The sequence below is a fragment of the Gluconobacter morbifer G707 genome (assembly GCF_000234355.1).
GTDB lineage: Bacteria > Pseudomonadota > Alphaproteobacteria > Acetobacterales > Acetobacteraceae > Gluconobacter > Gluconobacter morbifer.
In genome coordinates, this window is sequence record NZ_AGQV01000010.1 from 388,310 (window position 1) to 404,539 (window position 16,230).

10 protein-coding genes are annotated in these 16,230 nt (G+C 55.1%); 7 read left to right on the forward strand and 3 right to left on the reverse strand.

All coding sequences use genetic code 11. The features are described 5' to 3' along the window. Positions 1 to 4: 4 nt before the first annotated feature. Both GMO_RS11915 and GMO_RS11920 read right to left on the reverse strand, forming a co-directional pair. The gene (locus tag GMO_RS11915; RefSeq protein WP_008852676.1) at positions 5 to 1,750 is read right to left on the reverse strand and encodes a DUF885 domain-containing protein; all 1,746 of its coding nucleotides are present in this window, start codon (positions 1,748 to 1,750) and stop codon (positions 5 to 7) included. A gap of 150 nt (positions 1,751 to 1,900) precedes the next feature. After that, positions 1,901 to 2,806 (reverse strand): dihydrodipicolinate synthase family protein, encoded by a 906-nt coding sequence (locus tag GMO_RS11920; RefSeq protein ID WP_008852677.1) that lies wholly within the window; start codon positions 2,804 to 2,806, stop codon positions 1,901 to 1,903. A gap of 236 nt (positions 2,807 to 3,042) precedes the next feature. On the opposite strand from GMO_RS11920, the gene GMO_RS11925 reads away from it, so the two are divergent. Genes GMO_RS11925 through GMO_RS11945 form a run of 5 tightly spaced genes read left to right on the forward strand, consistent with a single transcriptional unit; the run spans position 3,043 to position 10,419 of the window. Then, positions 3,043 to 4,200, forward strand: coding sequence for a M24 family metallopeptidase (locus GMO_RS11925; RefSeq protein WP_008852678.1), 1,158 nt, complete (start codon positions 3,043 to 3,045; stop codon positions 4,198 to 4,200). Between the two features lie 29 nt (positions 4,201 to 4,229). After that, positions 4,230 to 5,996, forward strand: a complete 1,767-nt coding sequence (locus tag GMO_RS11930) for an aminopeptidase P family protein (protein ID WP_008852679.1) — start codon at positions 4,230 to 4,232, stop codon at positions 5,994 to 5,996. Next, a complete protein-coding gene (locus GMO_RS11935) occupies positions 5,981 to 7,234 on the forward strand; it encodes an NAD(P)/FAD-dependent oxidoreductase (RefSeq protein ID WP_083813673.1) in 1,254 nt (417 codons plus the stop codon). The genes GMO_RS11930 and GMO_RS11935 overlap by 16 nt, the downstream gene beginning before the upstream one ends. A gap of 25 nt (positions 7,235 to 7,259) precedes the next feature. Beyond that, on the forward strand, positions 7,260 to 8,795 hold the full coding sequence (locus GMO_RS11940) for an aldehyde dehydrogenase (NADP(+)) (protein WP_008852681.1): 1,536 nt from the start codon (positions 7,260 to 7,262) through the stop codon (positions 8,793 to 8,795). A gap of 49 nt (positions 8,796 to 8,844) precedes the next feature. After that, entirely contained in the window at positions 8,845 to 10,419 is a 1,575-nt protein-coding gene (locus tag GMO_RS11945; RefSeq protein WP_008852682.1) for an APC family permease, read from the forward strand. Positions 10,420 to 10,422: 3 nt separating this feature from the next. Here GMO_RS11945 and GMO_RS11950 read toward each other — a convergent pair whose 3' ends face one another. Further along, a complete protein-coding gene (locus GMO_RS11950) occupies positions 10,423 to 12,795 on the reverse strand; it encodes a glycoside hydrolase family 127 protein (protein ID WP_008852683.1) in 2,373 nt (790 codons plus the stop codon). Positions 12,796 to 12,971: 176 nt separating this feature from the next. On the opposite strand from GMO_RS11950, the gene GMO_RS11955 reads away from it, so the two are divergent. Both GMO_RS11955 and GMO_RS11960 read left to right on the forward strand, forming a co-directional pair. Next, positions 12,972 to 14,435, forward strand: a complete 1,464-nt coding sequence (locus GMO_RS11955; protein ID WP_139064457.1) for a peptide MFS transporter — start codon at positions 12,972 to 12,974, stop codon at positions 14,433 to 14,435. A 228-nt stretch (positions 14,436 to 14,663) separates the two neighbouring features. After that, positions 14,664 to 16,202: a DUF5597 domain-containing protein gene (locus tag GMO_RS11960; protein WP_050801470.1), complete on the forward strand. Its 1,539-nt coding sequence runs from the start codon at positions 14,664 to 14,666 to the stop codon at positions 16,200 to 16,202. Positions 16,203 to 16,230: the final 28 nt, after the last annotated feature.

Genomic DNA, 16,230 nt, shown 5'->3' on the forward strand with positions numbered 1-16,230 from the left:
TGGGCTATTGCGCCTGTTGGCCTGATGCTACGGCATAGGGAGAACGCCCACCACCCTGGATGAAACGGTCGATTGCACTATCCAGCACCGGCAGAGGAACAGATCCGGTCGCAAGAACCGCATCGTGGAACGCACGGATATCGAAAGCCTTCCCCAAGGCCTTCTGGGCACGTGCACGGTTCCGGCGAATATCAGTCTCTCCCAGATAATAGGAAAGCGCCTGAGCAGGCCACGCGATGTATCGATCGACTTCAGTGTCGATTTCATGTTCGGAAAGCGCCGTGTTCTCACGCAGATACGCCCGCGCCTGCTCCCGGCTCCAATGGAAATGATGCAACCCGGTATCGACGACCAGACGTGCCGCCCGCCATGCCTGATAGGAGAGATACCCGAAGCGGTCATATGCCGTTTCGTAGATCCCCATTTCGTTGCCGAGATATTCGCAATACAGCGCCCAGCCTTCCCCATAGGCCGAAATATAGTTGAACCGGCGATAGGGGGGCACTTCCGGCTGTTCTTCCGCCAGGGACAATTGCAGGGAATGCCCTGGTGAGGATTCATGTAGCGTCAGTGCTGGAAGAGCATAAAGTGGGCGTGATGGCAGATCATAGGTGTTCACCAGATAGACATGCGCGCCACCACGCCCGGCGGTATAGACCGGCGCCACATCCGCGGGAACAGGCTCGATCGTGAAACGCCCTCGTGGCAGACGTCCGATGAAATCGCCAACCTTCCCGTCAACCCGCTTGGCCAGCCATGCGGCATCTTTCAGCAATTCATCACCGGTCTTTGGATAGAACTGCGGGTCAGTCCGCAGAAATTTCAGGAAAGCCGGAAAATCGCCTTTGAAACGCGTTTCTGTTATGACGTCTAGCATCTGCCTGTGCAGGCCCGCGACTTCCTTCAGCCCGATCTGATGAATCTCGTCCGGGCTCATATCCAACGTAGTGTATTCCCGGATCTGCGAGCGGTAATATGCAGCCCCATCTGGCTGATCTTCTGCCGCCAGCGATACACGGGCATGAGGGAAATATTCGTCCTTCATGAACGCATATAGCGTCCTGTAAGCCGGAATGACGGTGTCACGAATGGCTGCCAGACCATCCTTTCGCAAGGCTTTCTGTGTCTTGGGTGGAATACCGTCCGGGAAATGCAGGAAAGGCGGAGCGAACGCGCTTTTTTCCGGCGTGACAGCGGCCATTTTCTCCAGATCGCGGAGCCTCTGCTCTACAATAAGCTTAGGCTGAACAAATCCGCGCGCCATACCACCTTTCATGGCGGCAATCTCATCAGCGAAATACCGACCTGTTTCTCGCAGGCGACTGATATAGTCGCGGTAGTCTTTTTCGGCCAGAAACGAGACGTCAGAAGGAGGCAGGTCACTCCAGAAACCAGAATCCGCATCAAACGGGATCTGCCAGACCTTCATTTTCTGATCTTCCAGCAGGACCATCAACTGCTGCTTGTAGACCGCGTAATTTACCTGATCCTGCGCGGAAAGCTGCTGCACAGGTATGGCGTTGAGTTTCTCCAGCGTTCTGGTCCATGTTTCAAGTCGAACCTGCTGCGTACCAGGATCTTCTTTAGGTAGATGCGCCGCCGGCTTACCATCCAGTAGACTGCCCTGAAGCTCCATCCGCCAGCCCCATTCCTGCTCATACAGATCATGGAAAGCTTTTTGTGCGGTATTATCCGTCGCAGCTCTCGCCTGCACCAAGCCAATACTGCCCAACAGGGCTACCGTCGCCATCAGAGCCAGACATCTGAAACCTGAAACAGGCGGTGCGCAACAAACCCGCATAGTGCAAAACCCTTTCCGTCCGGAATGATGATTTCATGACTAAAACAACTTTCCGGACAACAGATCAGATAACAAGAGGCCAGCTGGATATAAAAGCGATTAGCTCAACTGGGGACGACTTGCGGCCGCGGTTTCCACCATATCAATCACCTGCTTGCGACGCTCTCCTTCAAGCGGCAGACGCGGCGAGCGGACCCGCTCATTACCACGCCCCATCACCTGCTCGGCAAGTTTGATGGACTGCACAAGATCATGCGCGGCATCCAAATGCAGCAGCGGCATAAACCAGCGATAGATCCGCAGAGCTGTTTCGATATCGCCACGCGCAAGAGATTCAACCAATGCCACGGACTCCTGCGGGAACGCACTGGTTAACCCGGAAATCCAACCCTTGGCACCAAGCGTCAGCCCTTCGAACGCCACGTCGTCCAGTCCCGCCATCATCAGGAAGCGGTCACCGAAGCGGTTGGGCACATCGGTATAACGCCGCGTATCGGAAGAACTCTCTTTCAGACCGACGATGGTCTTGCAATCTTCCAGCTCCGCCAGAACGTCCAGTTCGACGTTTACACGATACGAGGTTGGATTGTTGTAGATAATGATTGGAAGGTCAGTAGCCTGCGAGATCGCACGAAAATGCGCAACAAGTTCATGCGGCTTGGGCACATACACCATGGCCGGCAAGACCATTAGTGCATCGGCGCCGCTTTTTGCCGCCTGTCTGGCGAATGCCACAGCACGTGGCGTCGTCATTTCGGACACACCGACAAAAAGCGGGGCACGCGTTCCCGCAACTTCCCGCGCAGCTTCCAGAATCTGCACCTTTTCTTCGGGTTCAAGCGAGTTGTTCTCGCCACATGTTCCCATCATGACCAAACCATGCACACCATCATTGATCAGTGCATCGATCACCTTCTGCGTGCCACTCAGGTCAACGGACAGGTCTTCGTTGAACTGAGTGGTAACTGCCGGGAAAACACCTTCCCAAGTCATTTCCAGAGCCATCCGGGGCCACCTTATCATTGGTTATATAAATTATATCGTATACGTAACACGCCTTCTAAAACCCGTAAAGCGACTCTTCTTCCCATCTCGAAAAAAGCAATCTCCTCTCAGATAGAATAACCTCACCGAACGAGTTACATTATTATATCGAACTCAGAACGGATCACTTGTCCCGACACAAAAAACCGTCTATCGTATACGCAATTATCTTCCGTCTTGAGGCTGGAAAAGTATCCGTGAGCAACTCAGACCTTCTGCCTGTCCCACCTGCTTTTATCAACGCAGCATCCTTCACGCAGCGTATCCACACGGCACAGAAGCACCTGGAAGCCGCGGGTCTAGACGCCCTTGCAGTCAATGCAGGAAACAGTCTGCGCTATTTCACCGGCATCCCCTGGGATGCAACAGAGAGGCTGGTTACGCTCGTCATTCCCCGCAAGGGAACACCCGTGATGGTCTGCCCGCATTTTGAAACCGGATCTTTAAAAGCCTGCCTTCGGACGGAAACGGAAATATCCACATGGCAGGAAGATGAAAATCCGGCTTTGTGCGCTTTTGCTCCTTACGCCGCGGGAGCCCGCATTGCACTGGACCCGGACTTCACCCTCGGCGCCGTCACCGCCATGCGCACGGCCCGGCCAGACCTCATTCTCGAGGATGACAACGGGTTGATTTCCGGCATGAGAGCCTGCAAATCCCCCGAGGAAATCGCCCTGATCATGCACGCCATGACCATAACGCTTCAGGTTCACAAAGATGCATACGCGTTTCTGAAGCCCGGCCTTCTGGCGAGCGACATCCGTCATTTCATCGATACCCGTCATCGGGAGCTTGGCGCGGATAACGGATCCTATTTCTGTGCCGTACAGTTTGGTTATGCCACGGCTTACCCTCACGGCATTCCAGACAATCAGGTTCTGACGGAAAACGACTTGGTTCTGATCGATACTGGCTGCCGCCTGGATGGATATCATTCCGATATCACACGCACTTTCGCTTTTGGCAAAGCTGCTCCCGAACATGAACGTATCTGGGCCATCGAAAAAGAAGCACAGTACGCAGCTTTCAATGCAGCCCAGATCGGAGCACCATGTCATGAGGTAGATGAAGCGGCCCGTGCTATCCTTGTCCGCCATGGTCTGGGCCCGGATTATACATTGCCCGGCCTCCCACACCGTACCGGTCACGGTGTCGGCCTCTCCATTCATGAAGCGCCTTATCTCGTCCGCGGCAACGCCACGCCCCTCAAGGCCGGACATTGCATGTCCAACGAACCTATGATCGTTGTTCCAGAACAGTTTGGCATTCGCCTTGAAGATCATTTTTATATGACTGAAGAAGGCCCACGCTGGTTCACTGAACCTGCACACAGTTTCACCGCCCCGTTCAACTGAATTCCCGACCTGAAAGAAGGACATCCCGTATGTCTTCTCTTCTCCTTGCAGACCGCCTGAGTGCTCTGCGCCAAGCACTGCCAAAGCTTGGCGTGGAGGGATTTTTTCTTCCCCGCAGCGATGAACATTTGGGCGAATATGTGCCTGCCTGCGCCGAGCGCCTGGCATGGCTGACTGGCTTCACCGGCAGCGCAGGACTGGCACTCGTTCTGCCAGACTCGGCGGCTGTGTTTTCCGACGGCCGATATCAGGTTCAGATGCGCCAGCAGGTTGACCAGTTGGTCTGGTCTATTGAGCACATGTATGAAACCGCACCACCTGTCTGGATGGCCGAGCATGCGAAGGGAAGAGCCATTGGCTATGACCCGCGCACCGTCAGCATTCAGGATATGGAGGCCTTCCGCAAGGCGGGGTGCCGGATGGTAGCCCTGAACCACAACCCGGTCGACGAACTGTGGAGAGATCGCCCGGCATCCCCCTCATCCCCAGTTCTAATACAACCACTTAAACTGACGGGATGGGAGAACCGGGCCAAGATCCGGGACATCGCAGACATTCTGCAGCAAAACGATCAGGACGCCGTTCTGCTGCCCGACCCGACCAGCATTGCCTGGCTGCTGAATATTCGCGGGCGGGATCTACCGTTTCTTCCGATTGCCCTCTGTTTCGCTATTCTGCATGTGGACGAAACGGTCGATCTGTTCATTGATCCTTCCCGCATCGGTAGTAGCGTCAGCACTCATCTGGGCGATGCGGTCCGCGTGCGGAAACTGGCGGAGATGCCACAGGTTCTAAAAGCCTTGCACGGCAGGACTGTCCGTCTGGACCCTGCCCGCTGTCCAGTCTGGTTCGCCCTCATACTCGAAAGCGTGGATGCGGCACTCGCCCCGGATACGGACCCCTGCCTGATGCCCCGGGCCTGCAAGACGCAGGCAGAGCTGGAAGGCATGCGGCGAGCCCATCTTCTGGATGGCATTGCTCTGTGTCGCTTCCTCTGCTGGCTTGAAACACAGGGTATCGGCAAGACCGAAATTGCTATCTCAGACCATCTCCTTGCTCTGCGTCGGGAGGCTGATAGCTGCATTGGACCCAGCTTCCACACCATCACGGGCACCGGACCAAACGCCGCTATCATGCACTATGCTCCTACGGAGGAGCACTGTGACACGGTGCAGGCCAACACCTTCCTGTTGATCGATAGTGGCGGCCAGTACAATGATGCAACGACCGATGTCACCCGTACCGTCTGGATGGGAACCGGTACACCTCCCGAAGCATGGAAAACGCATTACACCTGCGTGCTTAAGGGGCTGATCGCCCTGCATTCGGCTGTCTTCCCGGCACACACCCATGGATACAGGCTGGACCCACTGGCCCGACTGGCACTCTGGCAGGAAGGTCTGGATTTCGATCACGGAGCCGGACATGGTGTGGGAAGTTGCCTTTCCGTTCATGAATGGCCGCTCGGTTTTACCCGACGTCCGGTGCTGGACCCGATCTGCGAGCACATGGTTCTGACCAATGAGCCGGGATTTTACGCGCCCGGTTCCCATGGCATCCGCCTGGAAAATCAGATGGAAACCTGCCTGGCACATCGAACCGAAACAGGCGACATGCTCTGCTTCAAAACATTAACCCTAGCCCCAATAGATCAACGCAGCATCGCGCCTTCCCGCCTGACAGACGCGGAACGGGACTGGCTGAACGACTATCACGCCGAAGTTCTGGCGCGGATAGGCCCACATCTGGCCGCAGAAGAATACACCTGGCTGGAACACGCATGTCGGAAACTGTGACACCTGCGCTTCCTCCACCCCGTTCCGTGCTCGTACTGGGCGGAGGGATAGTGGCACGATGCTGCGCCCTGCGTCTTCAGGAACAGGGATACGCCGTCACACTTGTGGCCAAACCGGACCTTGCACCTCCCTCATGGGGCAATGCCGGCCACATCGCCACGGAACAGACGCAGGTTCTGGCGCGTCTCTCCACCGCGTCCCGCGTATTGACGGACCTTTTCCCCCGAGGCCCTGTAGCACTGGACTGGCGCAATATCCCGGCATGGCTGCCGTGGTCTTTCCGCTTCCTGCACGCCTGTCGCCCCACCATCGTCCGTCAGGGAGATTCTGCCCTGAAGAACCTCATGGCAGATGCACTACCCGCATGGAAACGACTGACTGAAACCCTGGACAGGCCGGACCTGATTGATCTGCGCGGCATTATCAAGCTCTGGGAAGGTGCTACCGCCGAGCGGAGCGCCACTGCGTCCCTGCAAACAGACAACAGCTTCATCACAGCCACGCGCGTCGAAACCAGACTGATAGACATTTTCAACCAGACACTGGCTTCTCCGGTAAGGGCCGGAGTCCATTTCGCAGGTACGGCGCACATCACAAGCCCCCGCGAGATTCTCGACACGCTTCTCGCACGGTTTACGCTATCTGGCGGTGTGCACGTGCCAGCCATGGCTCTGAGCATCAACCATGCGACGAGGAACGTCCACGTCAAAACCACGGACGGTGATCTCGTCGCGGACCGGGTCATCGTGGCCTGTGGCATCCGCTCAGGTTCCTTGCTCCCGCGGGTCACTGTTCCCCTCATGGCTGAACGTGGATATCACGTGGAATGGGATCATGGTGGCCGCTGGACGCTCCCAAACGTGGTGTTTGAAGATCGGGCCGTTGTTGTCACCCGCTTCGGATCGCGATTGCGTGCAACGTCCTTTGTCGAATTCACACGGGATGCTTCCAGACCGGACCCATGCAAATGGCACCGGCTGGAAGCACATGTCAGGGAGCTTGGCCTCCCCGTCAAATCTGCTTTCAGCCGCTGGCATGGCTCACGGCCCACATTGCCAGATTACCTGCCTGCCCTTGGCACTCTCCGCCATGCCCCGCGCATCATCGCAGCCTATGGACACAACCATCTGGGTCTCACCCTTGCCCCCGTTACGGCAGAGTTAATAACCACGCACCTCCTGCATGGCACGCCTCTGCCAACACCGTTCAATCCCGACAGGTTCAGCCTGTCATCCTGATTTCACGAAAAGACAAGGATTTTTCATGCCCCTGACAGGCGCCCTTCTGATTGGTCAGAAAGCAGTTCTCCATCCTCAGACATTTAATGCAGTCAATGCAACCACCGGGGAACCCCTGGAAACTGCCTTTTCCTGCGCCACATCGGAGGACGTTAACAACGCCTGCCAACTGGCAGACGAAGCATTTGATACGTTCCGCACCCTCTTGCCCGATTCCCGTGCACGGTTTCTGGATGACATCGCAGATGCCATCGAAGCCATTGGCCAACCCCTTCTGGACCGTGCCCACGCCGAAACCGGCCTACCGCTTGCCCGTCTAACCGGTGAACGAGGCCGCACCATGGGGCAGCTCCGCATGTTCGCGCAGGAACTGCGCGCCGGACGGTGCTTTGATATCCGCATTGACCCTGCCCTACCGGATCGCACCCCAATGCCACGGCCCGACCTGCGTCAGATCCGTATCGGAATTGGCCCGGTTGCCGTTTTCGGGGCCAGTAATTTTCCCTTGGCGTTCTCCGTAGCGGGTGGCGATACAGCCTCTGCCTTCGCTGCGGGATGTCCTGTGGTGGTCAAGGCACACCCGGCGCATCCCGGCACCAGCGAACTGGTAGGTCGGGCCATTCAGACAGCAGTGAAAAAGAATGGTCTGCCGGATGGAACATTTTCCCTCCTTGGCGGCCCGGATCATGAACTGGGGGCCGCACTTGTCCGTCATCCGGCTATCATGGCCGTGGGTTATACAGGTTCTCGCGCGGGCGGGCTGGCTCTCAGCCATGTTGCCGCCGCCCGTCCCGTTCCCGTACCGGTTTATGCCGAAATGAGCAGTATCAACCCGGTCTATCTACTGCCAGATGCCCTGGAAAATACGGCCGAAAAACTCGGTTCCGCCTTTGTCGGCTCCCTGACCATGGGTGCTGGCCAGTTCTGCACCAATCCGGGACTGATCCTGGCATTGGCTGCCCCGGCTCTGGACCGTTTTCAGAATAGTACGCAGAAGGCGCTTGAATCCGCCCCCGCCCCTACCATGCTGACAAGCGGCATTCACGCAGCCTACGACGCAGGTGTGGCAGCCCTGGCCGAACGTTCAGGCGTAGCACTGCTTGGACGTGGACCGCATGGAGATGCATCCGGCTGTCAGGCCGCTGTCTTTACCACAGATGCCGAAAGCTTCATGAAAGATCCGTTCATGCAGCATGAGATTTTCGGTTCCTGCTCCCTGATCGTGTCCTGTCCAGACCTCAAAACCCTGCAAGCCCTGACCAGAAGCCTTGAAGGGCAGCTCACCGCCACCCTGCATCTGGAAAATGGTGACATTGCCATGGCCCGGACACTTATTCCTCTGCTGGAGCGCAAAGTCGGGCGTATCCTGGCTAATGCATGGCCTACAGGCGTGGAAGTCTGCGCCGCCATGGTGCATGGCGGTCCCTTCCCGGCCACGACAGACCCGCGTAGCACGTCTGTCGGCACCGCAGCCATGGAGCGCTTCCTCCGCCCGGTCTGCTATCAGGATTTGCCAGACGACCTTCTTCCCACAGGCCTTCGCAGAAACGTCTCCCCATAACACCCAGAACAGACGTCAGCCCAAGCAGTCCAGATAACAGGAGCGTTTCATGCCCCACGCGGAATCAGGTCACTTCAGACAGCGTCTCGGCCTGTTCGACCTGACCATGATCGGCTTCGGGTCCATCTTCGGCTCTGGCTGGCTATTCGCGGCAGCCCATGTCGCCGACATGGCCGGCCCTGCCAGCATCCTATCCTGGCTGATTGGCGGCGTGGCAGTCTTACTGATTGGACTGGTTTACTGTGAACTTGGCGCCGCCTTGCCTTTGGCGGGCAGCGTCGTCCGCTATCCAGAGCAGGCCCATGGTTCGACAGCCGCATTCCTGACCGGAGCAATGACCACCATCGCCTTTTCCAGCCTGATTTCCATCGAGATCGTCGCGGCTAGACAATACGCCGATGCATGGACAGGCGGACTAACCCGCAATGCGAGTGGCGATCCCACGCTGGCAGGATGGTTAGTCCAGTTCGCGGTCATGGTAGCGCTCTATGCGATCAACCGACGCGGTATCAGCAGCTTCGCCTTGGTCAACAACATCGTCACCATTTTCAAGTTTCTGGTCCCCACGCTGGTCATCGTGCTGTTGCTGGCTCATCTGCGCATGAGCAATTTCAGCATGCACGGTTTTGCGCCACACGGCTTTCAAGGTGTGGAAACAGCCATTTCCGCCGGCGGGGTCATTTTTGCCTATCTGGGACTGACGCCCATCCTGTCTGTCGCGGGCGAGGTCCGCAAACCTCAGAGAACTATTCCCATTGCGCTCATAGCCTCCGTCACCCTGTCCATGCTGGTCTATCTTCTGTTGCAGACTGCTTTTATCGGTGCACTACCCAGCAGCCTGCTTACTACAGGCTGGAACGGCATCTCAACGCGCATGGCTCTGCCCTTTCATGATATCGCCGTACAGCTCGGGCTAAGTTTTCTGGCCATTCTGGTGGTAACAGACGCCATTCTTTCTCCCACTGGGACCGGCAATATCTATATGTCCTCCACGGCCCGCGTGATTTACGCCTGGTCCAGAAGCGGCACATTCTTTCCCGTTTTCCAGAAAGTCGACACAAACCGCGGCGTGCCGGACAAAGCCCTGATGCTGACCTTCGGACTGGCACTTTTTTGGACATTGCCATTTCCCTCATGGCAGGCCCTGATCGGAGTTGTCTCCTCTGCTCTGATGCTCAGCTACGCCATGGCCCCTCCTTCTGCAGCAGCGTTGCGTCATTCCCAGCCAGAACTGCTCCGTCCTTTCCGAACACCATGCTTTGAAATTCTTTCCCCACTGGCTTTCGCCATTGCATCGTTGATTGTGCTCTGGACGGGCTGGCATACCCTAAGCTGGCTGATGCCAGCATTGCTCGTCCTGACTGCCATTTTCATGGCTGCAACTTGGCGGGTTCTTCCACCCGATGACTGGAAACAGAATATCCGGTGCAGCCTCTGGATGCCGGTCTATTTTCTGGGACTGCTCATCCTGTCCTGGCTCGGCCCTTTCGAAGGCATGGCACAATTGAGCCACGTAAGCGATGATATCGTCACGATCATATTCGCACTACTCATCCATCACTGGGCTGCCGTCTGTGGCCTCAGGACAGTTCCGGCAGCCATGCCCCTGCCAGTTCGCGGATAACGCTCAGGGCCTAACCGACAGCACACGTACGTCAAAGAATGGTCCGCTTGTCCGGCTACTGCCGGGCTCAATCCGCAAAGTGAAGGTCTTCCTGCCACGTATCCAAGTTTCCGGGATCATGGCTTCCATATCCACAAATTGTGCAGGCCTGTTAGCAGGCCATTTCAGATTGGGAAGCGCCTTGCCGTTCACCAAGAGCCGCGCTCCACGCGTGCGGGCGATGTCCGCACTCCATACGGTCACTTTTAAAACCAGCGGTCCGGGCTTGATCTGCATTCTACATTCGATGAACCCACCAGAGCGCAGATCCCGCCCGTTCCGTCCTCGATAGACCAGGGGCCAGGAGTTATCCGCACGCAAGGCGTGATCATGCTCCTGTTGCATTTCCCCCAGATGAATCACATCGATTGTCCGCGCCGCAATATCCTTCTGATGCTGCTGCTCCCTGCGATAGGAATCTTCTTCCTGCGCCCACTCGCTCTCTGAAAAACAACGCAGATACAGGGCACTCCGGCGCATGTACTGGGCGTAAAACGGCCTGAACTCAAGCTGTGACGGCCGGCCGGCCCGTGTCGTGCGAAAAACGGATGCCTGACCTGCCGCCGGAACGAGATCCTGCGTCAGATCGTCAGTAACAACAGCGGGGTCCACTGCATCATACACACCGCCCGCCGGGGCAAGATCTGCCGCCATTACCATTGGCCCGCGCAGAACCGTCACAAGTTTCGAATCATCCACCGGGCTTTCCGTCCGCACCGTCATGGGAAGATCCAGCACGACATGATCTCCCGCAGACCACTTCCGGTCCAGAACGATATATCCGTCAGAAGGGGTAGCCGGCACGTCCCGACCATTTACAGCCACTTGGATTGGCTCCCTGACCCAGCCGGGCACACGCAGCGCCAGCCTGAAAGCCACGGGGGAATTCAGATCTTCCAGCAGAAGACTGACCCGCCCGTCATGCGGGTATCCGGTCTCCATCTTCCATGAAACATCCTTGCGGTCCCAGACCATCCGCGACGGGATATACAGATTGACGAAGAGCGTTTCTTCCCGCTGCCACCAGATGGAGTCTCCATGCTTGGCATGGCTTTCCATCCCCGTGCCGACACAGCACCAGAAGCTCTCTGTTGGGGTAGACCATTCCCGCACACCAGCTGTGATGGTGGGCGTCATGTACGTGAACATACCGGTCTGCGGATCATGGGCCGCCAAAATATGGTTCAGATGCGCCCTTTCGTAATAATCGAACAGAGCGGCCTGCGGGTTCGATGCATAACACTGCCGGGTAAGCTTGAGCATGTTGTAGGTATTACAATGCTCGCAGGTTTGTTCGGTAATATGCTGTGAAATCGTGTCGGGTTCAGAGAAATACTCCCGATCTGCATTTCCACCAATTACATAACTATGATGCCGAGTGACTGCTTTCCAGAAGAACTGCGGACCAGTCATCCAGTGCCTGTTTTGGCTGACTTCGGCAATGCGAGCCAAACCAACGAGCTTAGGAATTTGAGTGTTGGCATGGCGGTTCGCCAAGTCATCACGCTCTTCCATCAGAGGATCCAGAACAGGCCTGTCATAAATCCGATATGCCAGACGCAGCCATTCTTCATCCCCCGTTCGAGCTGCTAGCTCCGCAAAGCTTTCGTTCAAACCACCATATTCACAGGTCAGCACCTTTTGCATCTGAGCATCAGTCAGTTTGCCGAAAAAGGCTTTCAGAAATTGTCCCAACCCGACGGCAACATTCAAAGCCTGATCGCAGTGGCAATAGATGTGCGCATCAAGCAAGCCTGCAAAGGTTTTATGGATATTGTAAAGTGGTGACCATGCTCCGTTCAGATCGAACCCAGACGAGCGGATGTCACCTGCCTCAATCTCGGCAAATATTCTTTTGCCATCAACCAATGCGCCATTTTTTTCTTTGCGTGTAAAGCCAGCGACATAACCATCGCCCCACTGCTTCTGAACGACAACCAGTTCCTGTACGATATATGCTACGCGCTCCCGACACGCAGCGTCATCCGTCTGGGCATACATCAGGGCCAGGGCAGACAGGTAATGACCCAGTGTATGTCCGGCAATCGTATCGCTTTCCCACCCACCATACAGAGCGCCCTTCGGTGGAAGTCCAGCCTGCTTGCGGAAATTATGCAGAAGACGGTCCGCCTCCAGACTGAGAAGATAGATCCTGTTACGTTCAACAGCTTCCAGCCATGGAGAAGGTAATAAGCGTACATTCGAAAGCGGTATTGGCGTAACATCTGCTCCGGAGCTACTCTCCTGCCCCGCAGCGAGAGCATTCTGCAATCCGCTTGGCAACAGGGTATTTACACTTCCCATAGCGGCACCAGTCAGCAGAAAACGCCGTTTCATTTTAGCAATCATGACTTTCTCCCTACCTTTTGCCGAATGAGATGATCCCACTTACCATATTACGTATACGATATTCGATTAAGAATATAGCTGATAGGCTATTCTGCCATACTGTTTTCTTTTCAGAACGTATGTTTCTCTATAATCGTATACGAAATAATGAATCTGGTGCTGTCATGGATCCAAATACGCCCTCTCCTCAAGAACGACGTTCCTCCTTTGCCACCGTTTTGGTTGCAGAAGCAGCGGAACGGGCCGGTTTTTATGGTGTGAATGCTATTCTGCTTCTGTTCATGGTACAGCAACTTGGAATAACCGATCTCAGAGCAGACCTCATAGTGGGCGCTTTCGCCGCAATGACCTATGCAACCCCACTTCTGGGTGGATGGATTGGTGACCGCTTATATGGACCGCGCTGGACAGCCGTGCTTGGCACAATCCTGTTAAGTACCGGTTACGCACTCCTTGCGTGTACTATGATGTCACGGCCATTTTTCGAACCTGCTCTGGCTTTAGTCGCGACCGGAAATGGGCTTTTCAAACCCAATGCTGCCCAACTTGTCCGCCGCCTTTACGAAAAATATCCGCTGAAGCGTGATTCAGCTTTTACACTTTATTATATGGCAGCCAATGTGGGGTCCGCCCTGTCTATGTTGCTTATTCCATGGGTGAGAAGTACGTTTAATCCACTGACAGCCTTTTTTCTCTGCGTAGCTGGCCCAGCAAGCGCCTCGTTCATCCTCCTGACACAAACCCACACACTGCGCGATATAGGTTTACTCGCCAGGCACCCTCACTCCCGACAGCGTGCAGCTGTGCTCGGAATAGGATCCGTTCTCCTCTGTATACTATCGGTGACATTCATCTTATACAGTACATCACTCGCACGGTTAACAGTATTTACCTGCTTTGCAATGGTCTGTATCCTCTGGTCCAAGCTTTACCATCGCGCACTCGCGCCCGAAAAAGCAAACTTGATTGCCTTGGGGATTTTGTTTCTTCAAAGTATTTCCTTTTACTGTTTTTATCAGCAGATGCAGACGTCCCTCACTTTGTTTGCCTTAACTAATCTGGATGGGACCTTTCGTCTTCTGGGACATCGGATTGTTACCTTCTCTGCTGCCCAGTTTCAGGCACTTGATCCACTTTTTATTATTCTCCTCAGTTCGCCAATGGCCAGAATTTATGATTTTTTGAACCGCCGTGGCCGCGATTTCTCGTTGCCTACCAAATTCGCTATCGGGTTCGGATTTGTCGTAGTAGCCTTTTTTGTATGGTGGATCGGCATACATGTCGCCGCAGGAAAACTAACGAGTGCATGGTTTGTGATGGGCGGATATCTCGCGCTTGCCACGGCAGAAATTCTGATCGGCGGCCTAGGACTTGCCGCCGTCGCAAAATACATTCCTCCCAATCTGAGCGGCATAATGGTCGGCGCATATTACTTGACTGTTGGCGTGGGTATGTATCTGGGAAGCGAAATCGCCAGTATAGCCAGTGGCACAAATTTTCCTCGCGCCATCCAAAGTCAGCATTACGAAAACCTGTTCGGCATTCTGTGCCTTTGCGCTCTTTCTTTAACTCTCATTACTTCTTTTCTTGCCAGCCACCTCGACAGAATGCAAAAGCACCTGCCTTAAAGAAATCGTTCCCAAACAAAAATATTAAGTATACGATAAACGGTAATATCTACCCCAAACACCGATAGCACGCGTCATCGTGACCGCCACCGATAACCACTTGGTCTGACAAACATGCGCCGTAACGAACCAAAATTTTCCTTATTATACGCCTTACAGCTCTTACTACGGGCCGCGTCAATGATACTTATATTCGTAGCATCTGCTCAGAGCGCCAGCGCAGACGGCATGCCACATATCATCGGAAAAGATGGGCACTTTCATTTGGAGATAGATGGAAAGCCTTTTTTCGTTCTTGCTGCACAAATGCATAATTCCAGCGCATTTTCCTCAAGCCTTCCAGCATTCTGGAACACAGCGGATCGTTTACATATCAATACGGTGCAGGCACCTGTTTATTGGGAAACTTTTGAACCGTCTCCCGGCCGTTACGATTTCTCCATGGTCAATCAATTGATCGACGGCGCACGCACTCATCATGTGCGGCTGATATTATTGTGGTTTGGCACATGGAAGAATGGCGCCGGACATTACGTTCCGCTCTGGATAAAAAGAAATCCGCAGATTTATCCGCGCCTCGAAAACGCGGATCACCTTCCTCTGGACGGAATGTCGCCTTTCGGAGAGCAAACGCTTGCCTGCGATAAAGCTGCCTTCAAGGCTTTAATGACTCACCTCCGAGAACGTGACGCCGACAGACATACCGTCATCATGGTGCAGGTTGAAAATGAGCCAGGCCTTCTTGGCACGGTCCGCGATCATACCACTACTGCCGACCGCGCATTCGACGCTCCTGTTCCCGCTGATGTCCTAAGCGTCACAAAACAGTTACGCCACGGAAACTGGAGCGCAATTTTTGGCTCACAGGCGCCGGAAATCTTCAGCGCCTGGGCTGTGTCCCGCTATATTAATCAGGTCGCCGAAGCAGGTCGTGCAGTCTATCCGCTTCCACTTTATGTCAACGCCTGGCTGCATTATCGGGGACTGAAAGATGCTGGCACCGACTTCCCAAGCGGTGGCGCAACATATGACATGCTGAACATCTGGAAAAGCCAGAGCCCTGCTATCAGCATTATCGGGACAGACAGCTATACCAACAATCTCGAGCAGTTCCATGGGGGCGTATTGCCCTATCAGCGAAAGGACAACGCACCATGGCTGTCTGAAAGTGGCATTACGGTTCCCAACGCCCGCTGGACCTACGACCTCATAGCGCGCGGTGGTATCGGTGCCTCCGTATTTGGTGTGGACGATCCCGATCATGACGAAGCAATTGCAACTCATGGCCTTGATAATATCCTACTCACGCCCCTAGTACCGACACTCGTGATGGCGGCCAGCAGCGGCAATGTAGCAGCATTACTCGAAGAACGAGGACGTCCCTCCCCGACCCATATATTCGGTAACTGGATGGTCCGCGCCGCGTTTGGCGCCTCATGGGGGCTGCCTGATCCAACGGAATCACCATTCGATAGTCAAGAAACAGGTCGCGCTCTTGTCGTTCGCCTTGATGACACGCATTTCCTCGTCGCAGGAACTAATGCACGCATTAACTTCCTTTCCCAAAACCATGATGGCGGCATTCATGAAGTCGTACGTGTCGAGGAAGGCACATATGACGCACACGACAAATGGCATGCCGAGCGTATCTGGAACGGCGACGAGACCGATTATGGAATGAGTTTGCCCGCAAAAAACGGCACAGCATTGCAAGTCGAAGTTCTAGACATTCCTTCCAACAGCCAGCGTCATACAATGAGTCCGTAGAACACGTAAGCCAGAACCGGATTGTTAT

What these genes read in the sequence shown, in the direction of transcription:
- GMO_RS11915 (WP_008852676.1), bottom strand. Translation starts at nt 1,750, where the DNA reads ATGGCGACGGTAGCCCTGTTGGGCAGTATTGGCTTGGTGCAGGCGAGA.
- GMO_RS11920 (WP_008852677.1), bottom strand. Translation starts at nt 2,806, where the DNA reads ATGGCTCTGGAAATGACTTGGGAAGGTGTTTTCCCGGCAGTTACCACT.
- GMO_RS11930 (WP_008852679.1), top strand. Translation starts at nt 4,230, where the DNA reads ATGTCTTCTCTTCTCCTTGCAGACCGCCTGAGTGCTCTGCGCCAAGCA.
- GMO_RS11935 (WP_083813673.1), top strand. Translation starts at nt 5,981, where the DNA reads ATGTCGGAAACTGTGACACCTGCGCTTCCTCCACCCCGTTCCGTGCTC.
- GMO_RS11940 (WP_008852681.1), top strand. Translation starts at nt 7,260, where the DNA reads ATGCCCCTGACAGGCGCCCTTCTGATTGGTCAGAAAGCAGTTCTCCAT.
- GMO_RS11945 (WP_008852682.1), top strand. Translation starts at nt 8,845, where the DNA reads ATGCCCCACGCGGAATCAGGTCACTTCAGACAGCGTCTCGGCCTGTTC.
- GMO_RS11950 (WP_008852683.1), bottom strand. Translation starts at nt 12,795, where the DNA reads ATGAAACGGCGTTTTCTGCTGACTGGTGCCGCTATGGGAAGTGTAAAT.
- GMO_RS11955 (WP_139064457.1), top strand. Translation starts at nt 12,972, where the DNA reads ATGGATCCAAATACGCCCTCTCCTCAAGAACGACGTTCCTCCTTTGCC.
- GMO_RS11960 (WP_050801470.1), top strand. Translation starts at nt 14,664, where the DNA reads ATGCCACATATCATCGGAAAAGATGGGCACTTTCATTTGGAGATAGAT.